The sequence below is a fragment of the Vibrio sp. J2-3(2022) genome (assembly GCF_021725735.1).
Classification (GTDB): Bacteria; Pseudomonadota; Gammaproteobacteria; order Enterobacterales; family Vibrionaceae; genus Vibrio; species Vibrio diabolicus.
In genome coordinates, this window is record NZ_JAKKCK010000002.1 from 776,541 (window position 1) to 796,966 (window position 20,426).

At 45.0% G+C, this 20,426-nt stretch carries 17 protein-coding genes; 6 read left to right on the forward strand and 11 right to left on the reverse strand.

Features of this window, described 5'->3' with window-relative positions; translation table 11 throughout:
• Position 1 precedes the first annotated feature (1 nt).
• Entirely contained in the window at positions 2-2,260 is a 2,259-nt protein-coding gene (locus L3V27_RS11540; RefSeq protein WP_134646961.1) for a DNA internalization-related competence protein ComEC/Rec2, read from the reverse strand.
• 8 nt (positions 2,261-2,268) lie between these two features.
• On the opposite strand from L3V27_RS11540, the gene L3V27_RS11545 reads away from it, so the two are divergent.
• On the forward strand, positions 2,269-2,778 hold the full coding sequence (locus tag L3V27_RS11545; protein ID WP_006742150.1) for a DUF2062 domain-containing protein: 510 nt from the start codon (positions 2,269-2,271) through the stop codon (positions 2,776-2,778).
• Positions 2,779-2,926: 148 nt separating this feature from the next.
• Here the strand turns inward: L3V27_RS11545 and lolE are convergent, their stop codons facing one another.
• Genes lolE through lolC form a run of 3 tightly spaced genes read right to left on the reverse strand, consistent with a single transcriptional unit; the run spans position 2,927 to position 6,082 of the window.
• Positions 2,927-4,171 carry a lipoprotein-releasing ABC transporter permease subunit LolE gene (gene lolE / locus L3V27_RS11550; protein ID WP_237311885.1) on the reverse strand — a complete coding sequence of 415 codons (1,245 nt, stop codon included), beginning with the start codon at positions 4,169-4,171 and terminating at the stop codon, positions 2,927-2,929.
• A 2-nt stretch (positions 4,172-4,173) separates the two neighbouring features.
• Positions 4,174-4,881, reverse strand: coding sequence for a lipoprotein-releasing ABC transporter ATP-binding protein LolD (gene lolD / locus L3V27_RS11555; RefSeq protein ID WP_005378457.1), 708 nt, complete (start codon positions 4,879-4,881; stop codon positions 4,174-4,176).
• Positions 4,874-6,082, reverse strand: a complete 1,209-nt coding sequence (gene lolC / locus L3V27_RS11560; RefSeq protein WP_237311887.1) for a lipoprotein-releasing ABC transporter permease subunit LolC — start codon at positions 6,080-6,082, stop codon at positions 4,874-4,876. Before lolC ends, lolD begins: the two co-directional genes overlap by 8 nt.
• Before the next feature lie 249 nt (positions 6,083-6,331).
• Here lolC and L3V27_RS11565 point away from each other — a divergent pair, with 249 nt between their 5' ends.
• The 4 genes from L3V27_RS11565 to L3V27_RS11580 all read left to right on the forward strand — a co-directional run bounded on the left by L3V27_RS11565 (position 6,332) and on the right by L3V27_RS11580 (position 11,858).
• Positions 6,332-6,901 carry a PilZ domain-containing protein gene (locus L3V27_RS11565; protein WP_145474290.1) on the forward strand — a complete coding sequence of 190 codons (570 nt, stop codon included), beginning with the start codon at positions 6,332-6,334 and terminating at the stop codon, positions 6,899-6,901.
• Between the two features lie 5 nt (positions 6,902-6,906).
• Positions 6,907-10,368, forward strand: a complete 3,462-nt coding sequence (mfd, locus tag L3V27_RS11570) for a transcription-repair coupling factor (protein WP_237311889.1) — start codon at positions 6,907-6,909, stop codon at positions 10,366-10,368.
• 7 nt (positions 10,369-10,375) lie between these two features.
• Complete coding sequence (locus tag L3V27_RS11575) at positions 10,376-11,146, forward strand: peptidoglycan binding protein CsiV (RefSeq protein ID WP_074191059.1); 771 nt, start codon at positions 10,376-10,378, stop codon at positions 11,144-11,146.
• 163 nt (positions 11,147-11,309) lie between these two features.
• The gene (locus tag L3V27_RS11580; protein WP_047008529.1) at positions 11,310-11,858 is read left to right on the forward strand and encodes a GNAT family protein; all 549 of its coding nucleotides are present in this window, start codon (positions 11,310-11,312) and stop codon (positions 11,856-11,858) included.
• An 84-nt stretch (positions 11,859-11,942) separates the two neighbouring features.
• Here the strand turns inward: L3V27_RS11580 and L3V27_RS11585 are convergent, their stop codons facing one another.
• The 7 genes from L3V27_RS11585 to hinT form a co-directional block, all read right to left on the reverse strand.
• On the reverse strand, positions 11,943-13,232 hold the full coding sequence (locus L3V27_RS11585; protein WP_237311890.1) for an NAD(P)/FAD-dependent oxidoreductase: 1,290 nt from the start codon (positions 13,230-13,232) through the stop codon (positions 11,943-11,945).
• Positions 13,233-13,770: 538 nt separating this feature from the next.
• The gene (gene ycfP / locus L3V27_RS11590; protein WP_012842003.1) at positions 13,771-14,310 is read right to left on the reverse strand and encodes an alpha/beta hydrolase YcfP; all 540 of its coding nucleotides are present in this window, start codon (positions 14,308-14,310) and stop codon (positions 13,771-13,773) included.
• Positions 14,311-14,385: 75 nt separating this feature from the next.
• Complete coding sequence (thiK, locus tag L3V27_RS11595) at positions 14,386-15,267, reverse strand: thiamine kinase (RefSeq protein ID WP_237311892.1); 882 nt, start codon at positions 15,265-15,267, stop codon at positions 14,386-14,388.
• A gap of 24 nt (positions 15,268-15,291) precedes the next feature.
• Positions 15,292-15,882 (reverse strand): penicillin-binding protein activator LpoB, encoded by a 591-nt coding sequence (gene lpoB, locus L3V27_RS11600; protein WP_005378467.1) that lies wholly within the window; start codon positions 15,880-15,882, stop codon positions 15,292-15,294.
• Between the two features lie 66 nt (positions 15,883-15,948).
• Positions 15,949-16,341, reverse strand: a complete 393-nt coding sequence (locus tag L3V27_RS11605) for a YcfL family protein (RefSeq protein WP_005390620.1) — start codon at positions 16,339-16,341, stop codon at positions 15,949-15,951.
• Positions 16,341-17,738: a hypothetical protein gene (locus L3V27_RS11610; RefSeq protein WP_237311894.1), complete on the reverse strand. Its 1,398-nt coding sequence runs from the start codon at positions 17,736-17,738 to the stop codon at positions 16,341-16,343. Before L3V27_RS11610 ends, L3V27_RS11605 begins: the two co-directional genes overlap by 1 nt.
• Positions 17,739-17,809: 71 nt before the next feature.
• Positions 17,810-18,160: a purine nucleoside phosphoramidase gene (gene hinT, locus L3V27_RS11615; protein WP_005390611.1), complete on the reverse strand. Its 351-nt coding sequence runs from the start codon at positions 18,158-18,160 to the stop codon at positions 17,810-17,812.
• A gap of 267 nt (positions 18,161-18,427) precedes the next feature.
• On the opposite strand from hinT, the gene L3V27_RS11620 reads away from it, so the two are divergent.
• Positions 18,428-20,419, forward strand: a complete 1,992-nt coding sequence (locus L3V27_RS11620; protein ID WP_005390610.1) for a methyl-accepting chemotaxis protein — start codon at positions 18,428-18,430, stop codon at positions 20,417-20,419.
• The last annotated feature ends 7 nt before the right edge of the window (positions 20,420-20,426 follow it).

The following is a 20,426-nucleotide window of genomic DNA, read 5'->3' on the forward strand; positions in this document are numbered from 1 at the left end:
CTCATTCTACTCCCTTACGCAGCATCTGCCTATACCAAGGCTCAAATGTATCGCTACGTTTGGTTTCTGAGCGCCAATTATCACGGTGAATAGAGAAGCTTACCTGACCATATTCCCCAGTATCAAGCCAAGTAATGTCAAGCTTGCGATATGCTGCAACAACATGTTCTGCCGGCATTCCCCATTGATTATTTTTTGCCAAAGAAGCAACGGCCACACTCGGTTTTACCGCCTCAATAAAGCGAGGATTCGACGAACTTTTACTACCATGATGAGGGACCAACATCACATCACTTTTTAACTTTTCAGGCTCCCTGAGCAAGATCCACTCGCTAATGGTCTCAATATCACCAGTAAAAAGCATACTGAACGTAGAAATAGGGTCGGTAAGGCGTAGTACACAAGAGTGCGGATTATATGCACGTTGAACAAGAGCAGGAGGCCAAAGTACTTCTATATTTAACCCTTGCCATTTCCAATGATCGCCGCGAGTACAAGACTCATATCCGATAAAGTTTTGGCTACTGAGTTTGCGCTGTGGCGAAAAGGAATCTTCAATGAACAAGCGTCCTCCTGCATGGTCATTGTCGGAGTGGCTGAGGATCATCGTATCGATGCTTTCATAACCTCGTTGATGCAAGACCGGAGTGACGACCTGCTCCGCAATACTGCCATTTTGCCATGCTTTACCTGTATCATAGAGCAACACTTTATCGTCTTTTTCTACAATCACCGCAAGGCCATGGCCCACATCTAGTACATCAATGCGCCAATGTTGCTGATCATATTCCGATGTGAGCTTAATACTAATTACAATGCCAAGTAACAAACACCACGCGTACTGAAACATGAATCGTTGAAACACCAAGCAAATAATTCCCGCCAGAATCAACCCTGTCATTTCTATACTAATGGGTTGCCAGGAGCCTATCGCGTACTGAATTGACGTGCTCAATGGCTGCAATGACCAGTCCACCAACTGCCACAGAGGCTTTGCTATCATTTCAAGAAATAAAGATGAGAACAGGGCCAGAAACATCAAAGGCACAACGATAAATCCGAACCAAGGAATAAACGCCAAGTTGTATGCAATTGATGACAAACTGAAACCAGAAAAGTAATAGCCACTAATAGGCACGATTAACGCACTCAACATCAATTGAGTAAGCAATAACACTTTTAACTTCGCCTTCCAGCCCCCGTTTTGATGCCGAATCAAATTGATTGCAAACAGCACTGCGCAAACTGACAAATACGATAACCAAAAACTCATGCTATACGATGCAAAAGGTTGAACAAGCAGTTGTAGCGCTACCGCGAGCAAAAGTACCCGCCAGGAAGCCCAGTGCACTAAGGTATATTTGAGAACGACGTAAATAACACATACAGACACCGCGCGGGTAGTAGGTAATGAGAAGTCCGCTAACCAAGCATAGGCAACGGCAAACATCAGCCCACATAAGCTAGGCAATAGCTGGTATTGAGGTAACGCATAACGAATGGCACCGCCCACCACTACCCCAAAAGTAAACGCCATACCAATATGTAAGCCCGAAATCGAGACCAAGTGCAGTAAACCACTGTCTCTGAGTGCTTGCCAATCCTCCTTAGATAACCAAGAGCGATCGGCAAAAACTAACGCATTTATTAACGAGAAATGATGAAGGGAGGACACATCCTCCGAAACATCAGCGATAATGGCTTGGCGCAAAGATGTAGTAGAACGAATAATCCAGGTAACATCCTTGTTAACAACACCGCGTGCGATAATACTTTTACCCATTGCGTGCTTTTCAGCGTCAAAACCAGCTTCGTTGCGTAGGCCTGTAATCGGCTTTAACGAGACGGATGTCGTAAACTCACTGTTAACATCGAGTGGAAAAGGCGTAATAAGACGGATTTTAGGTTTAAGAAAAGGTAACAGAGTTTGAGAATTTACCTTTTTTAGAGCCACAATGCCTTCATATCCGTGACTTATTTGCGTAAAAGGGCTGTCAACTTTACCAATTATGGTAATATTCTCCCCTGCTTGAAAAAGGGCTTGTCTCTGAGACTCCAATACATTGCCGTGGACGATGACAACCATAAAGCCCGCAATTGCGCCTATGCTAATTAAGCCACGACGTAATTTGATTATTGAGCCAGTGGTTATTATTCCCAGCAGCAGCCAACGCCAATCTGGTATTGTCGGCCACCAAGCTGACGAAATTACGCTCGCTACAAATAACGCCAAGGTCCAACTTTTTTCTGAGAGAGTCATGCTGTCCTATGCCTAGAAAGCTGATAAAACGCTTCATGCCAGATCATGAATTGATCAAACGCCAAAAAGCATTGAAGGTCTTCGGCAATGTGTTGTACAACCCGAACTTGTGGTGTTTAAATCGTCGCTCGGCATCTGGGGCTTTTGCTGTCGGGTTATTTATGGCATTTGTTCCGCTACCAAGCCAAATGATCATGGCTGCAGGTTTGGCAATCATGCTTGGCGTCAATTTACCTCTCTCCGTCGCTTTGGTATGGATAAGCAACCCCATCACCATGCCTGTGTTATTTTATTTTGCGTATAAGCTTGGCGCTTTAGTGATGCATGTTCCTCCGCAACCTTTCCACTTTGAACTTTCGTGGGAGTTCATCATGCAACAGATGAGCACTATTGGCCCTCCATTCTTATTAGGCTGTGCTATCTGTGGTGTCATATCCGCGATTATTGGCTACTTCGGCATTAGAGGACTTTGGCGCTACTCAGTGGTTCGGAGCTGGCAAAAACGCAAAATAAGATAAGACGTTACTGCATAAAAATCAGCATTTGCGCTATCAGTTGAGGGGCACCTAACAGTTAGAATGAAACACGATGTCGCTCAAGTTGGATAAATACAAAAAAGGACCGAATTCGGTCCTTTTTGCTTTTCTCGTATTGTAAAACGGTTGGTTATTTAGAACTCAGCACCGCTGCCGGATTTAACTTCGCGGCGCGAGAAGCGGGATACCACGTTGCAAGCAAACTCAAAACGATCGCCGTCACCGACACCAATGCTACGTCTGGCCAGTGTAACTGTGATGGTAAGAAGTCGACGAAGTAAATATCACCCGATAAAAACTGATGACCGATTAAGCTCTCTAACCCTTTAATTAACGGAGTCAGGTTTAACGCCACTAAGACACCAATAACACTGCCGACGAGACTGCCAAATACACCAGAGAACACGCCTTGCCAAACAAAGATACGTTTGATTAGGCTATCTTTTGCTCCCATTGTTCGCAAAATTGCAATTTCTGCGGCTCGATCTTTCACTGCCATCATCAGCGTAGACACAATGTTAAAACATGCCACACCAATCACGAGTACCATCACCAAGTACATAATGGTGCGTACGAGCTGAATATCGCGATACAAAAAACCAAACTTTTGCTGCCAGCTTTTCAAATACACGTAAACATCCACCATGCTACCTACCTCACGAACAATAGAAGGCGCATTGAGAACATCATCCGTTTTTAGTGAAATGCCAGTGACCCCATCCCCTAACCTCGCGTATTGCTGAGCATCCGCTAATGGCACTAACGCTAAAGAATGGTCTATTTGGCCATTCAACGTTAAGAACCCAGACACCTTCACGCGCACACGCTTGGGAGCCTGCACTTTGTTTGCGCCGCCTGTTTGCGGAATCATCAACGTAATGTAATCCCCCACTGCGACATTTAGCTCGTTTGCAACACCTCGGCCTAAGATCACTTGCTTCTGACCGGCATAAAAGTTTTGCCAAGCTTCTTGGTCAATAAAATTCGATAAGCTCGACACCGCTTGCTCGAAAGTAGGCTCTACGCCACGAACTTCTATCGCTTTTAGCTTACTGCCTTTTTCTGCTAACCCCGTAAAACGAACGTACGGCGCTGCCGCAACAACATCTTCATGGTTTAGGGCTTGATTCATCGTTTTGGTGTAGTTATGAAGCGGACCATTAACGCCTTCCAACTCACCGTGTGGAATAACTGACAACACACGCGATTGCAGCTCGCGCTCAAAGCCATTCATTGCAGAAAGACCGATAATGATCACGGCTACACCAACCGCAATACCAATCGTTGAAGAAAGCGAAATGAAAGACACCATCTTGTTGCGCTTTTTCGCTCGACTGAAGCGACCACCAATCATCAATGCTAAAGATGAAAACAAAATTAGCCCTCCGCAGACGCAGTATCAGTCACAAAACGATCTACGAGCAAACCATCTTGCATGTGCATTTGACGATCCATTTTCGCTGCCAGCTCTTTGTCATGCGTGACAACCAAAAATGCAATGTTTGACTCTTTATTGAGCTCGCGCATCAAATCATAGATAGACAGTGCCGTATTGTGATCTAAGTTCCCCGTAGGTTCATCGGCCAAAACCAGATCAGGCTTATTCACCAATGCACGCGCAATCGCAACACGTTGACGCTCACCGCCCGATAACTCAGAAGGCCTGTGTTGCATCCGATGACTCAAACCAACTTTATCTAACAACGCTTTAGCCGCCTGTTTTGCATCCGCTACTTTAGCGCCGCCAATCATCAGTGGCATCGCCACGTTTTCAAGCGCAGTAAAATCAGCTAACAAGTGATGGAACTGGTATACAAAACCAAGGTGCTTGTTGCGTAAAGCCGCCTGTTTATTCGAACTTAAAGCCGATAGGTTTTGCCCTAGAAAATCAACTTCACCATGAGTTGCGTCATCTAACGCCCCTAAAATATGCAATAAGGTACTTTTTCCCGAACCAGAAGAGCCAACAATAGAAACCAACTCCCCTTTGTCGATATCGAAACTTACGCCTTTCAACACTTCCGTATCTAACGAACCCTCTCGGTAGACTTTACGAATATCACGACATTCTAATAGCTTATTCATAGCGAAGTGCCTCAGCAGGTTTAACAGAAGATGCTCGATAAGAAGGATAAAGCGTAGCAGCGAGGCTAAGAGCAATCGCCAACACCACCACTAAAAGAATTTGCAGTGAATCAATCAAAATAGGTAGATGGCCACCGAAACTGAATAGCGCCACACCGGCAGATTCAAGAATCGCATTCAGGTAAAGTGACAAGATCACGCCCGCAGCGCCACCGACAATCGCGCCAATTACACCGCTGCTCGCCCCTTGTACCATGAAAATGGTCATCACTTGAGATTGAGTCATGCCTTGAGTTTTCAATATTGCGACTTCTGATTGTTTCTCCATCACCACCATGATTAAGGCGGAGATAATATTGAATGCAGCAACGCCCACTATCAGACCTAGCATGAGTCCCATCATGTTCTTTTCCATTTTCACCGCTTGGAAAAGCTCACCACGCTGCTCGCGCCAATCACTCCATTGCCACCCGTCAGGCATGGGTTGATCAGCAAAATCCGTCACCATAAATGGATCAGAGAAAAAGACACGCCAACCAGAAACCGTGTCTTTCGGAAAACGCATCAGCTTAGATGCATCCGTCATGTTAACAATCATTAATTGACCATCAACGTCCGATCCCGTATTGAAAATACCAGCGACAGTAAAATTGCGCTGGCTAGGAATACGGCCAAGTGGGGTAAACTGCGTCGCGTTGGTCACCATTAAGCGCACTTTATCCCCCATTGATACCTTTAGCGAGCGCGCCAAGCTATGACCTAAAAAGACGTTGTAATCGCCCGCTTGAAGTGACGATAATCGCCCAGCAATCAAATGGTTGCTAATCGGGTCGCCTTTCTTTGGTTCAATGCCAATGAGGTAACCTGCCGTCAGTTGCGCAGAACTCTGAATTACAGCCTCTCCACGAACGATAGGCTCCGGTTCAGATTCACTTGACATCGCTTGAACAAATGAAGGGGCAGACTCGGTCAACGGCGTTTTTCCACCGTGTTGTGAAACAACAGCGTGAGGCAGCACACCTAAAATGCGCTCTTTTAACTGCGATTCGAACCCATTCATCACAGAAAGAACCGTCACCAACGCCATTACACCGATCGTAATACCCGCCGTCGACATATAAGAAACAAATCGGCTGAACCTATCCCCAGAGCGTCCCCGAAGATATCTCAAACCAATAAATAATGAGATAGGATGATACATATAAGACAAACCAACTGGTTGTTTTGATATAAAGCTTTAGCAGATTATCTTACCTTACTCTTCTCATTAAGAAGACAAGAGAATCGCTAAATTTGTCAACGACATGCAATAAGTCTGTATTTAGGGCAAAAAGTTCAAGGACAAATCAGGTAAACTTGATAACTTCATTCAGTTAGCGATAATCAGTGCCCTACTTCTCTTTGTTTGTTGAGTAAACAGGGAGCGCTCGCTGGCAAAAGGACCGACTATATGACAGAGCAAGAATACTTTACCGTCCATCATAATCTCACTATCAACGTCGAAACGTTGAGTGCGGATTTTGCTTTGCCAGATGAAGAAACCTTTGTCTCCGAAATTCCAGCACCGTTTATTGTTGCCAGCGAATTTAGCCATCTAGATATGTTGGCAGACAATGCACGTCTAGAGCTAAAAAACAAAGAGTTAAAGCATGTGATTAACTTGCTTGATACGCAAAACGCGAAACTTAACCTCTTGTTGAGCTTTATGCTTTCACAACAAGATGACGCCTCCATTCGATACCAAACCACGAAGTTTGGCGCCAGCCAACTCAGTTACCGTTCAGATACAGCGCTATCTGCCCAACAACTCGTTCGTGTTAAACTGTTTCTCGACCATCCTGCTGCAGCGATTTACGGTTACGCTCAAGTAGAAGAATGTGATGCTTCAGAGCAAGATTTCATTATCACTCTTAGATATAAGATGCTACGTGAATCTGACCAAGATTTGCTGATAAAGGCGGCACTATATCAACAACAAAAACTTTTACGTCAGCGCTCGATGGAGCGAGATAAAAAATAACTCCTATGACAAAAGCAACGATTCTTTCCGTCACCAATCCTTCTGAGCGTGGCGACAAAAAACAGCTAGGTAATTTACCGGGCGCGGCTCTACCTCTCGCTATTGCTGAACTAGCCAAGCAGCATTCGAGTCACTCGCTACTCATCGTGCCTGACCCGCAAATCGCTTTAAAGCTTCAGGCAGAGATTGAGCAATTCACCGAACAAACAGTAGGCCTGTTCCCTGATTGGGAAACGCTGCCTTACGATAACTTTTCTCCGCATCAAGAAATTATCTCTGAACGTATCGCGCGCCTATACCAACTGCCAAGCCAACGCAATGGTATTACCATCGTGCCGGTCAGTACGGTGCTGCAGCGACAGTCGCCACGTGATTTTCTATTGCAACATACCTTAATGGTGAAAACTGGTGATCGAATCTCGCTAGAGAAGTTACGTGTACAACTTGAAAATTCAGGCTACCGCCATGTAGATCAAGTATTTGGGCCAGGTGAATATGCAAGTCGTGGGTCTATTCTGGATCTCTTTCCTATGGGCAGCAATGACCCGTACCGCATCGACTTCTTTGATGATGAAATAGATACCATTCGCACGTTTGATCCAGAGAACCAACGCTCTATCGACGATATTCAGCAAATCCAATTGCTGCCTGCGCATGAGTTCCCAACCACTAAAGAAGCGATTGAGGATTTTCGTACACGTTGGCGCACCCAATTTGAAGCACGCCGAGAGCCAGAGTCGATCTACATGCAAGTGACCAAAGGCACTTGGCCCCCGGGTATTGAGTATTGGCAACCGCTGTTTTTTGACCATACCGAGACTTTATTTGAATATTTGCCAGAAGACTCTCAAGTCATCACATATGGTGATATTGAATCTGCGGTCGATACTTTCTTAACCGATGTCGAATATCGGTACGACCAGAAAAAAGTTGATCCACTACGTCCTCTTTTGACTCCTGAACAACTTTGGCTGAAAAAAGACGAACTCTTCAGCCAACTAAAACAGCTCCCTATGGCTCAATTGAGCCTAGAGAAAGTGGTTAAGCGTGCTGGTCGTCAAAACCTACCAGTACAATCGTTAGCCGAGCTTGGCGTTCAGCAACAAAATAAAGAACCGCTTTCGCGTCTTCGTCAATTCAGTGAGCAATTCAGCGGCAAAATTGTTTTCTCGGTAGAGTCAGAAGGTCGTCGTGAAGCACTAACAGAACTGTTGCAAGGCATCAAAGTTCGCCCAGTCGTACATGGCTCACTGTACCAAGCTCTAGATTCGGGTGATCGCTTCAGTTTGATCTTAGGCGCTGCAGAGCATGGTTTCATTCACGAAGAGCTGAACTTCGCTCTGATCTGTGAAAGTGATCTACTTGGTGACCGCGTTATCCAGCGACGCCGCAAAGATAAAAAAGCAGTCAACAGTGACACCGTTATTCGCCACCTTGCGGAATTGAAACCCGGTCAACCAGTGGTTCATATTGATCACGGTATTGGCCGCTACATCGGTTTACAAACACTTGAAGCCGGTGGCATGAAAACGGAATACGTCACCCTTGAGTATCAAAACGATGCCAAGCTCTACGTACCAGTTTCATCACTAAACCTTATTAGCCGTTATTCAGGCGGTGCTGAAGAAAGTGCACCACTGCATAAATTGGGTGGCGAGGCTTGGGCAAAAGCACGTCGTAAAGCGGCAGAAAAAGTGCGTGATGTCGCGGCTGAGTTGCTGGATGTTTACGCTAAACGAGAATTAAAACCGGGCTTCAAATTTGAGCTAGATCGTGGGCAATACGCAACGTTTAAAGCAACGTTCCCATTTGAAGAAACGGATGACCAAGCGATGGCCATCAATGCCGTCTTGTCAGACATGTGCCAAGCAAAAGCGATGGATCGCCTAGTGTGTGGTGACGTGGGCTTTGGCAAAACGGAAGTCGCTATGCGTGCAGCATTTGTCGCAACGGATAACAGTAAACAGGTCGCCGTACTCGTACCGACAACCCTGCTTGCTCAGCAGCATTTCGAAAACTTCCGTGACCGTTTTGCCAACTTACCAATCCGAGTTGAAGTACTGTCTCGCTTTAAGTCTGCCAAAGAACAAAAAGTCATTTTGCAAGACGTTGCAGATGGTAAAGTCGATATTGTCGTCGGTACGCATAAGCTGCTTTCAAGCGACATTAAATTCAAAGATTTAGGTTTGTTGATCGTTGACGAGGAACACCGCTTCGGGGTTCGTCAAAAAGAAAAAGTCAAAGCAATGCGTGCGGATGTGGATATTCTTACCCTCACCGCAACACCAATTCCACGTACACTGAATATGGCAATGAGTGGCATGCGCGATCTGTCGATCATCGCGACACCTCCAGCGCGTCGTTTAGCGATCAAAACCTTTGTTCGTCAAAGAGAAGAATCTGTGGTCCGTGAGGCGGTACTACGTGAAATCATGCGTGGTGGTCAGGTTTACTTCCTGCACAATCAGGTAGAGACTATCGAGAAAACCGCGGAAGACTTGCAAAAGCTTATTCCTGAAGCACGAATTACCGTGGCACATGGTCAAATGCGTGAGCGCGAACTGGAGCGCATCATGAATGATTTCTACCACCAGCGCTTTAATGTGTTGGTGTGTACAACGATCATCGAGACCGGTATCGACGTACCAACAGCGAATACCATTATTATGGATCGTGCAGACAACCTTGGTTTAGCGCAACTGCACCAATTGCGTGGCCGTGTTGGACGCTCTCATCATCAAGCCTATGCTTACTTATTAACGCCACATCCAAAAGCCATGACCAAAGATGCTATCAAGCGTCTTGATGCGATTGCTTCACTGGAAGACTTAGGCGCAGGCTTTACTCTAGCAACTCACGACTTAGAAATCCGTGGGGCTGGTGAACTGCTTGGTGACGAGCAAAGTGGGCAAATTCAATCGGTTGGTTTTACACTGTACATGGAAATGCTGGAACAAGCAGTCCAAGCATTGAAAGAAGGTAAAGAACCTTCTTTGGACGAGCTGCTTCGTGAACAAACTGAAGTTGAAATGCGAATCCCAGCGCTCTTGCCAGACGATTACATCCCGGATGTGAATACACGACTGTCGATGTACAAACGTATTGCGAGCGTTACGAGTGGTGAAGAACTCTCAGAGCTCAAAGTGGAACTTATCGATCGATTTGGACTGCTTCCAGACGCGACGAAGAACTTACTTGCTGTCTCAGAATTGAAAATTTCGGCTGGTAGCCTAAAAGCGAAAAAGATAGAAGCCCATGATAAAGGTGGATTTGTCGAGTTTTACCCTGATGCTGACATAAATCCAGCGTATTTGGTTAAACTGCTGCAATCACAGCCGCAAAAATTTGCAATGGAAGGTCCAACTAAGTTCAAGTTTAGCGTACCATTGGCGGACCGACGTAAACGCATTCAGTTTGTTCAAGACTTACTGAATGATTTTAAACAGAATTTATTACCAACGAGCTAATAGTCGAATGAGAATACTGATCCCGTTATTGCTTCTATGTGTCTCAATGCCTTCTTGGGCACAGCGTCAATTTGATATTGAAGTGATCATTTTCAAGCGAGCAGTCGACGCTGAAAGCACCACTGAATCTTGGCCGAATCAACTGCCAAAAATCGATATGGAAAATGTCGGCAGCTTAGAGAGTGAATCATACCGTCGCTCTAAAGGCGTAACACTACTGCCACGCTCATCTTTCCGCCTGAATGCGCAAGAAGCAGCATTAAACAACCACGCTGGGTTTAAAGTGCTTAAACACGTAGCATGGCGTCAAGGTGACCGAGGCAAATCTAGCGCCCCAATTTTCCGTATTGTTGGTGGACGAGATTTCTCTGATTCTTATCACGCAGATGGTAGTCCAATCAATGGCAGTACTCAGACATTTTCCACTGACGGTTACAGTGAAGAGACAGTCAACGGTCCTTTGTATGAGCTAGACGGTCGATTCCAAATTTACGTGCAGCATTATCTATTCGCTGAAACGACACTAGACCTGCGCGAGCCAAGTGTTAGAGAAGTGCGTTTTGAACCAACTTCAACCGAGCAATTGGCGGATGATTTAGGTGAGGTCGATGGTAATGTTCAAGTGGGTAACTTGGCGGAAATCTCCCCTACAATAACAGAAGAAAAGTTCCTCAAGAGCTACCGAATGGATCAAAAACGCCGTATGCGTAGTAGTGAGACTCATTACCTAGACAACCCATTGATGGGCATGATCATTCAAGTTCGTCGCGTTCGATAAGCACGAGTGATTCAACAAAGCGCAGCATTTGCTGCGCTTTGTTTTTATCTGTTATGTCCTCAGTTATTCCTAACCAACGCAGAGCAAGGAAAATAACTGCGTTACAGTATGAAGTAGACAGTTTTCAAATTACTTAAACTCAACATGGAAGTCGTATCAGTTCATGAGTCCAGATTTTGAAATCATTGCGCCCCGCTTAGCGCTCAAGCTCATCCCTTCTGAAGAAGCTCACTCACTACAACGTTTGCTTGCAGAATCCCCTTCCCTACACCAGTGGCTAGATTGGTGTAATCAAAACGTTACGTTGAAAGATGCACAGGACTTCCTGTTGGCAACCCGACTTAACTGGGTAAAAACAGAAGCTTTCGGTTTCGGTATCTATGAACGACAAAGTAACACTCTAGTAGGAATGGCCGCCGTAAACGAGTTATATCACACGTTTAATATGGCAAGTATTGGCTACTGGGTTGCTGACCGCTATCAACGACAGGGCTATGCTCAAGAAGCCGTTAGAGCTTTGGCTGAATTCTGCTTTGCAAAACTGAGTTTAACTCGACTGGAAATTGTCTGTGACCCCGACAACGAAGCAAGCCAAACCTTAATTGAGTCAGTCGGTGCACAAAAAGAAACCATCGCCAGAAATCGGTTTATTTTTCATGGTAAGCCTAAGGATGGCGTTGTGTACTCACTTTTACCGGCAGATCTAACATAAATAAAAAGCCACCGACTTGCAGTGGCTTTTTATATTTCGAAGATACAGCATCCGCGCAATCCGCGTAGATGTGAATTTGGCGTCTTAGTGAAGCTTAAGGTTTGGACGCAGTACTCGGTTGATACGGCCCACGAGCATCATCAGTCCGGTTTTAAATACGCCGTGCAACGCCATCAGGTGCATTCGATATAACGAGATATAAACGACACGTGCAATACGGCCTTCTACCATCATCGACCCTTTGGTTAGGTTGCCCATCAAGCTACCAACGGTAGAGAAACGGCTTAGAGACACCAATGAGCCGTGATCTTTATACACATAGTCTTTCAGCTCTCGTCCATTGATTTTCGCAACGATGTTGCTGAATGCTTGACTTGCCATTTGGTGCGCAGCTTGAGCACGTGGTGGAACAAACGAACCATCAGCCTGAGTACACTGTGCTAAGTCACCAATAACGAAAATGTCATCATCACGCGTCGTTTGTAGTGTATTTTTCACTACCAGCTGGTTGATACGGTTCGTTTCTAAACCGTCGATATCTTTAATAAAATCTGGTGCTTTAATACCCGCAGCCCAAACCATGATTTGTGCCGGGATCTTCTCACCATCTTTCGTGGTGAGGCCATCTTTTTCAGCTTTAGTCACCATGGTTGCCGTGCGTACATTTACGCCCAACTTCACCAGCTCCTGATGAGCAGCAGCCGAAATACGTGGAGGAAGCGCAGGTAGAATACGCTCACCCGCTTCAATCAGGTTGACGTTCAGCTTGCTAGAGTCAAGATCGCCAAAGCCGTAAGTACGCAGCTCTTTAACGGCATTGTGTAGTTCTGCAGATAGCTCAACGCCAGTTGCACCAGCACCAACAATCGCGATATCCACCGTACCGTTACCGTTTTTCGCGTGCAGTTTTAGGAACTCATTGTTCATTTCTGTGCGGAAACGGTGCGCTTGTTCTGGACTGTCTAGGAAAATACAGTTCTCACGAACGCCAGGAGTGTTGAAGTCGTTTGATGTTGAACCAATCGCCATGACCAGAATGTCGTATTCTAGCTCGCGGCTTGGCATCAGAAGCTCACCATGCTCATCTTTAAGCTCACTTAAGATGATCACTTTACGTTCGCGGTCGATGTCTTGAAGGCTACCCATTTGGAAATCGAAGCTGTGGTTTTTTGCATGAGCTCGATAACTCAGAGCATCCACCCCTTCGTCCAAAGAGCCAGTTGCAACTTCATGCAATAATGGCTTCCACAAGTGGCTCGCCTTACGATCTACTAGCGTAATTTGCGCACGGTTCTTGCGACCTAGAGTTCGGCCAAGCTTAGTTGCCAACTCAAGACCACCAGCACCGCCGCCTACAACGATAATGCGTGTCACAATGATTTTCCTCTACAAAAATGAATATATGGGGTTCAGCTCGACACATGGTTCACAGACATGCTGTGCCATACATCCAACCGATGAATTCTTGGTTCTTAGAGGTGTCTCAATTTATTTGGATTAAAAACTGCCGCCTAATTTTATTCTTTATTTATCAATAACTTGTTAGGAATCAGCATATTTGTCTGGTACGCATACGACGCCAGAGATTTTTGGGCAAGTTTATTACTCGCTCTCAATTTTTTTTGATATTTATCAAATTATTTTAGTCTGGTTCATTATATAGAGACGTACTTTGAAGGCAACCAAAATCCGTGTGACGAGTACGGATTGACTACTTTTCGACTACTCTACAACAAGGTATTCGTGCCACATAGGATGGAAGTAAGAAAACGGTAAGAAGAACACAATAATCTAAGCGCTAAACCAAAAAATGAGGCCTTTAAAGAGAAAGGGACTCGGCATACTCACAAAAGGGGGTCGCAGCAAAGCAGCCGATAAAAAATGCCGCTTTACTGTTCACACTCAAACACTCTTAAGTATTTTTAAATGCCTTCATCGCTTGTAAATGGTGAGAGATCTTTTTGAACTTGTGGGACTGCGTTTCGTCCCAAATGATTTGATAGTATTTTTCTAACTCAGCTGCCGTTTTCGCATTGTCATGCACTTCATCATCTTTGGATAAAATCACCAAGCAGTGAGCTTGATTTTTCGCTCGAAACTGATCAACACATTTTGTTGCGATATCTTCATACTCTTCTGGGCGATCGATTCGACCAGCCATCGTTTTTTCTGGGTGCAAGTTCGGGTTAAACATCACTTGTTTGATACCGCATAGAAAACCAATTCGTTCAGACCAATAACCACCTAAACCAACCCCACAGATTAACGGGTTTGGATCATCAGATTGATCGATAACTTTAGACACCTCTTTTAACAAGTGTTGCATGTCGTGCTTTGGGTGAAGGGTGCTGTAATTGATAAAACGAACGTCGTCGTCGATGAATTGCAGTTGAAGAACTTTTTCGTGGTTACCCGGGCTTGTACTGTCAAAGCCGTGTAAGTAAATAATCATGTGTACCTCTCCCTGTGTGTATCTGGTACTTTTATTAAAACTACCACTATTTCCTTACTGTTAAAGGGGAAAATATCACGAGTTCTCAAAACAGTGATCTTCCATACACAATGAGCCTTTCAACTCATACGCACTGTTTAAGTATTGTTCATCTCCCCACAATTTATAGGCCAGTAGATACCAAAGCATCGCCATCACTAGGGTTCTTGGCTGCCACGCCTGTACACCACTTAACCAAAGAGACGTATCGTCAATACCTCGAATTTGGCAATACTGTTTCACTGCCTCTTCCACAGGCGCATCCGCGACTTGAATAGTCAAGGTCAAATCAAGCCTAGGGTCAGCAATACCAGCATATTCCCAATCAATGACTTTCACCCCACTCACTCCCCGAACGAGGTTGTAACACCCCAGGTCAAAGTGACAAAGAGCTAGTGGAATCGGCGCTACACTCGGTTCCGTGCGCCACTTCATGTATAGAGCCTCAAATTCCGTATCCGCATACTGACCATCAAGCTCAAGCCAATAATGATCGATGCGAGAAATATAAGAAAATGGAACCAAAGGGAGCGCGCTGATCGGGTGCTGATGAATGGTCGCCGCAATGGATAATAAATCTCTTACTGGTAGCCCTACATCTGAAAGTGCTTGCCCTTCGATCCATTCCACCAGTAAACCTTGCTCGTGGATAAACACTGGCTTGGGGCCAATTTCTAATGAAGAGATAGCATTCAGAACTTGATATTCATTGTGGCGAGAAATTGAAAAAGCCTTGCAAACATTACTGGTCGGTCGCCAGATGTATACAAGGCCTTGAGAGGATTCCAACCGCCAACAACGGTTGGTTAGCCCCCCGGTAACGGTTTGAACTTTTACCGGAGGCTCAGTAAAGAAGCCATCGAGAGCATTAAGACTCGGATCTAACTGTTTTGCTTGTTGCCAAGAAAACCATGCCATTGATGACTTCTCCATCAGTATCGATTAAAGACCGAATAAGCTCTTCGATTGCGCTTTACGAATTTCCGTTTCATCCGCCCACTCAATCAAACCTGTTTCTAGGTCCATTAGGCGCATGGTCATCTTGTAGTATACATCTTTATCGCTACCTGCATTTTTGACGATGCTAGATAGGTTACCGTAAAGCATGTATTGCGCACCCACCATTTTACCAAATTGGATCGCTGTGCTTTGGTTAACCAGCTCATCCGTGTTTTGGAAGTTAAGCTGTTCACGCACAGACTCAACACGGTCCATATCAACAAAGCGGAACTTACCAGAGTTCAGCATCTTAGTAGAAATAGTGTCGGTAATGGATTCAGTGTCAATGTGTTCACTGGTCTTGTTCTTAATTCGCTCAACAAAAACGATAGGACGTTGATCACGAGTAATTGCTGCTACAGAACCCGACATCATCATGCTATCAACCATTTCAGCCGCGATTTTTTGTAAATCTGTTGAGCCAAAATCGATAGTCGTGGTTTCTGTTGCTTGCGCATCGCCGTAAGAGACTTTGTTAGAACAGCCACCCAAAATGACGGCAAGACCTAAAAGAGCAATAATACTTTTTTTCATGAGAGTTCCTTAGTTTTTCAATACCAGCGCATCGTTAGCGCGGCAGCTTCGGCAAAGCCGTTAAGATTAATTGTCTTGTGCTTCTCTAATTTGAACACGGAATTTGGTGCCATTTGGATTCACAGTAACTTCAGATAACGTGACTTGCTCAAACCCTCGCACAATCATTTTGCGCCATGGGCCAGGCTTGGTATTTACTTCTAAACCATTATTGTCATACCAATAGAAGCGGTAAAGAATGTGCTGGTCACCTTTATAGTTACTGCTTAGTTGCACCACTCCACGTGGACGATCATCAACGTAAGTGGTGGTGATGTTGTCAACTAATAAGCGACTACCCAAAACGTTATCATTAAAAAATACTTTTTGCGTTTGACCATCAATTCGAATACCAGCCGTGTTTTCGGCGCATCCAACTAAACCAATAGCCATTGCTAAACAAATAAGCCATGCTTTCATTACAGTCTCCCTAGCTGTTTATGCCACACGGTTGAGTGTGTTCCCTGACGAGATACCCATACCAATGTAGTCTGCTGTGCAGGCACTTCAAACTGATAGGTTTGATCACCCAAGTTTAAACTTTGTGTCCCCGGTTTCACGACTTTTGATGCCGTTTTCACTTGCGCTGGTAATGTTTGCCAACTTCTCGTATCCGGCTGCTCGGTCAATGTGTTCCATACATTGAAAAGTATGTTACCCACATCATCGCCTTTTTTCGCCGCCTCTTTTCGGATTCGATCTTTTGCCCAAACGCGAAGAGCTTGACGGATCACCATTGTAGTCAGACGTTCATTAAGATCGTTTTGTGCCATCGCATTAACATCAGTCAGCGTGCTAGAAGGCAATACCTGACCATTTAAAACCACATCGCTAAAACGTTGCGCACCCCGATTCGGGTAATAAGGAAGCGCCAACGAATAAATGGCCCCATTATCGCGACTGTCGTAAATCGGTAGATCAATACGCCAACCTTTCAAAGCCTCCACAACGCCTTGTTCATCAATAACGATGACTCGACCTTGAGACTGAGTTAACCCAGAAGATGCTTTACCATACCGTTTCTCTAGCATGCGTAAGTCTTCACGCATGCCTAGTTTCTTAGCGGCGTACAACGTGCTTTCAACAACTTGTTTGTTGTCTGGCATCACAGCGAGTGCTCGTCGGTAATCAACATAAGCACTGTTTAAATCTCGTGACGCTTCATATAACAAGCCAGAAAGATAGAACAAATAGCCGTTTTGTACTGCGCTTAGTTTTTTACCAGCATCAGGGTAGCTCGCCAACACGCTGCCTAAATTGGCAGACATGCCTTGCTTTTTCAGGTCTTTTTCTGCTGCTTTTAGTTCTTTTTCACGCGCCTTTCTGGCCGCTTCCTGAACTTGATTGGCTCGACGCACTTCAACAAGCGCCCCTTCCAAATCGTTTTTCTGTAAATAGTTTAGCCCGAGATAAAGGTGCAGAAAGCCAAGTTCATAATCGGCGGGATGATAATCTTGGAGATTGTCGTTCACTGCGAGAGAGCCGACGCTCGTTGCCGTTTCTGACACAGAAATAGTCGCGCGATCTTGCTGAACACGAACGGCACGATCACCATTTTCCAGCGCTTTCAAACTTGTCGGGTAATCTTCAGCAAGAAAAGAAATACGGCCCTTTTCAAAGTTGCCAAGTATCTCGCCACCCACTTCGCTCGATTGAAGTTGTTTCGCTTTCGCATATTCCCCGGCAACAACGGCTTGATAAACTTCTTGATTCTGGTTGCTGTAGTGACTAAACAGATTGCCCGCAGACAAATTCGCGCAGCCAGAGGCCATTAAAGCCCAGCTCATCAGCCCTAACAGCTTTACACCTAGTTTCACATTTATCTCCACAAATGTGTCATTCGACAGGAAAAAGAAGTGGGTGAACTGCGCCACCCACTTTTTAAAGCTTAGCTCAATACCATTGGACCTAGAGGACGACCGCCTAATAGGTGCATGTGAATATGGTAAACCTCTTGGCCACCGTGCGGGTTACAATTAACGATCAGGCGATAGCCGTCTTCCGCAATGCCTTCCTCTTTCGCCAGTTTTTTAGCAACAGTGAACAAACGCCCCATCATTGCTTCATCTTCAGCTTCAACATCATTCGTTGTTGGGATCAATTTATTCGGAATAATGAGAATATGGCTCGGTGTGCGCGGGTTAATATCGCGAAACGCAGTCACCAACTCATCTTGATAAAGAATATCGGCTGGGATTTCCTTACGAATAATTTTACTAAAGATCGTTTCTTCCGCCATGAGGACTCCATTTTATAAAGGTAATTAGACCCCAATTAGTATGCGCCAACCAAAAGCGGAGCTCAATAAAAACAGTGTTCACTTAACATTATTAATCAAACGCTAATTAACGAAGCTTTTTTTGTCGTGTGCGTCATAAAATGCGCGTCACAAACTCAATACAATCCAATGAATTTTGTTACTTTTTTAAGACAATTATTATTTTTATACCCAAGTAAGCTCAAAATTCTTGGGTAGCTTGTCTATTTTGGGAGAGGAAGCTCACTTATGCGAGGTTCAGTTATTAAAAGGATGTATGCGGGCTTTGCTCTGATCATCATCCTATTTGCCGTCACAATTGCCATTATGATGGGAGGAATGAGTGATATTCACGGGAAGTTTGGCACCGTGTCTAAATCATCCCTACCACTGGTATCGTTATCTAACCAAACCAGTGTTGAACTGCTTTCTGCCGACAAATCGTTTAAAGATTTTCTGACGACAGAGAATAAACAACGCATGGATGAAATGCGTCAGGAATTTGCTAGATCTCAACAACGTTTCGAATCCACTTTGGCTCAACTGGAAACTGCAAGCCAAATCTACCCCTCTCTTGCCGAACCGTTTTCACAATTAAAAACGTTAGAGCAGAGCTATTTTACTGAAGCTCTTGAAGCCATGGACAACTACGAAGCGATGTTCGCTGCGCAGGAAAAAGTGCAAAAATCGTCACGTCGCTTCCAAAAGCTGAATACCGAGTTGTCGGTCGGCCTTAAAGAATATGTGGCAGATCAAACCAGCATTTCTGTCAAAGTCATGGCGAAGAGTTACTTCATTAAGCTAAAAGATGCCGAAGTTATAACCTCTGATGCCCTCGCCAGCTCTGATCCTGAGTTTGTTACGCAAGCCGTGACCAAAAACCGCAAAGCAGTGACTCATTTGAACTATGCTTTCCGTGGTTTAGTTACTCAATTACCTGAACTAAAAACAGCGTTTGGTGAGTCGGTAGAACAATTCACACGCGACGTGGGAATGCGTGGAGGTGTCTTAGACCAGCACAATAATTACCTCAATGCTCGTGCAGCGCTATACAACAACATCGCCAACCTAGCGAATAAAGTTGATTCAACGATGGCGATTCTTGAGCAATTTACGACAACCGCAACGGATAAACTTAATGAATCGTTAGCAGACGCTGGTGACATTTATTCTGCGGGTGTGACGAAAGCCATCATCATTGGCGTTGTCGTCGTGCTACTTGCCACAGCGATTGGCTACCACATCGCGCATAGCGTTCGCGAGCCATTGACTCGTATTCTAAAAGTGCTTGAAAGCCTGACTGAAGGTGACATGACACAACGTATCGATATTCGCTATAACAACGAGTTCAGCCGAGTGAGTGGACACATTAACTCACTAGCCGACAGTCTTCACGAGATCTTAGTGAAACTCAACGAAGCGTCAGAGAACCTATCTTCGACCGCAGCAACAAACGAAAGCACGTCTTCGCAAGCGCAAAGCAAATTAAGTTCACAACGCGAGCAAACAGCAAACGTTGCGACCGCAATGACGGAAATGTCTCACTCAGTGCAAGAAGTCGCTCAAAGTGCACAAGGCTCACTAGAAATGGTGCAGCGTGTCGAATCTGCCTCTGAAGAAGGCAGAAATGTCATGAGCAGCAATATCTCGACCATAAATCAACTGGAAACGCGTTTGAACGAATCCGTTTCCGCTGTCTCTGAACTGCAAAAAATGAGTGGTCAAATTGGTTCTATCCTCGATGTGATTCGCAACATTGCTGAACAAACTAACCTACTGGCATTGAATGCAGCAATTGAAGCGGCTCGCGCTGGCGAACAAGGTCGCGGCTTTGCGGTAGTGGCCGATGAGGTGCGTGTGCTTGCATCCAGAACCACTCAGTCCACCACTGAAATTGAATCGATGATCAGTAATCTGCAATCCAGCTCTCAGTCAGCAAATCAAGTAATACAAAGCTGTATGAGCGATATGGAGATGTCTGTTGAGCAAGCATCAAAAGCGAACAGCTCAATGGAAGAGATTCAAGCGCTAATCATCGAAATCAGCCAAATGAGTACGCATATTTCGCAAGCGGCAGCAGAGCAAAGTGAAACCTCAGCAGACATTGCACGCAGTATTGAAGATATCAATAGTATCGCCGATGAAAGCTTCCAAGCTATGTCGAGCATCGCACAGACCAGTGAATCCCTGACTCACTTGGCTCATCAACAGAATGAATTGGTTCACCGCTTTAAGTTATAAATAATTT

Excerpts from the sequence above, each read along its gene's own strand:
- L3V27_RS11565 (WP_145474290.1), top strand. The coding sequence starts at position 6,332 with ATGACAGAGCAAGAATACTTTACCGTCCATCATAATCTCACTATCAAC.
- lolD (WP_005378457.1), bottom strand. The coding sequence starts at position 4,881 with ATGAATAAGCTATTAGAATGTCGTGATATTCGTAAAGTCTACCGAGAG.
- thiK (WP_237311892.1), bottom strand. The coding sequence starts at position 15,267 with ATGGCATGGTTTTCTTGGCAACAAGCAAAACAGTTAGATCCGAGTCTT.
- L3V27_RS11545 (WP_006742150.1), top strand. The coding sequence starts at position 2,269 with ATGCCTAGAAAGCTGATAAAACGCTTCATGCCAGATCATGAATTGATC.
- L3V27_RS11540 (WP_134646961.1), bottom strand. The coding sequence starts at position 2,260 with ATGACTCTCTCAGAAAAAAGTTGGACCTTGGCGTTATTTGTAGCGAGC.
- hinT (WP_005390611.1), bottom strand. The coding sequence starts at position 18,160 with ATGGCGGAAGAAACGATCTTTAGTAAAATTATTCGTAAGGAAATCCCA.
- lolC (WP_237311887.1), bottom strand. The coding sequence starts at position 6,082 with ATGTATCATCCTATCTCATTATTTATTGGTTTGAGATATCTTCGGGGA.
- L3V27_RS11580 (WP_047008529.1), top strand. The coding sequence starts at position 11,310 with ATGAGTCCAGATTTTGAAATCATTGCGCCCCGCTTAGCGCTCAAGCTC.
- lpoB (WP_005378467.1), bottom strand. The coding sequence starts at position 15,882 with ATGAAAAAAAGTATTATTGCTCTTTTAGGTCTTGCCGTCATTTTGGGT.
- L3V27_RS11620 (WP_005390610.1), top strand. The coding sequence starts at position 18,428 with ATGCGAGGTTCAGTTATTAAAAGGATGTATGCGGGCTTTGCTCTGATC.
- mfd (WP_237311889.1), top strand. The coding sequence starts at position 6,907 with ATGACAAAAGCAACGATTCTTTCCGTCACCAATCCTTCTGAGCGTGGC.
- ycfP (WP_012842003.1), bottom strand. The coding sequence starts at position 14,310 with ATGATTATTTACTTACACGGCTTTGACAGTACAAGCCCGGGTAACCAC.
- L3V27_RS11605 (WP_005390620.1), bottom strand. The coding sequence starts at position 16,341 with ATGAAAGCATGGCTTATTTGTTTAGCAATGGCTATTGGTTTAGTTGGA.
- L3V27_RS11575 (WP_074191059.1), top strand. The coding sequence starts at position 10,376 with ATGAGAATACTGATCCCGTTATTGCTTCTATGTGTCTCAATGCCTTCT.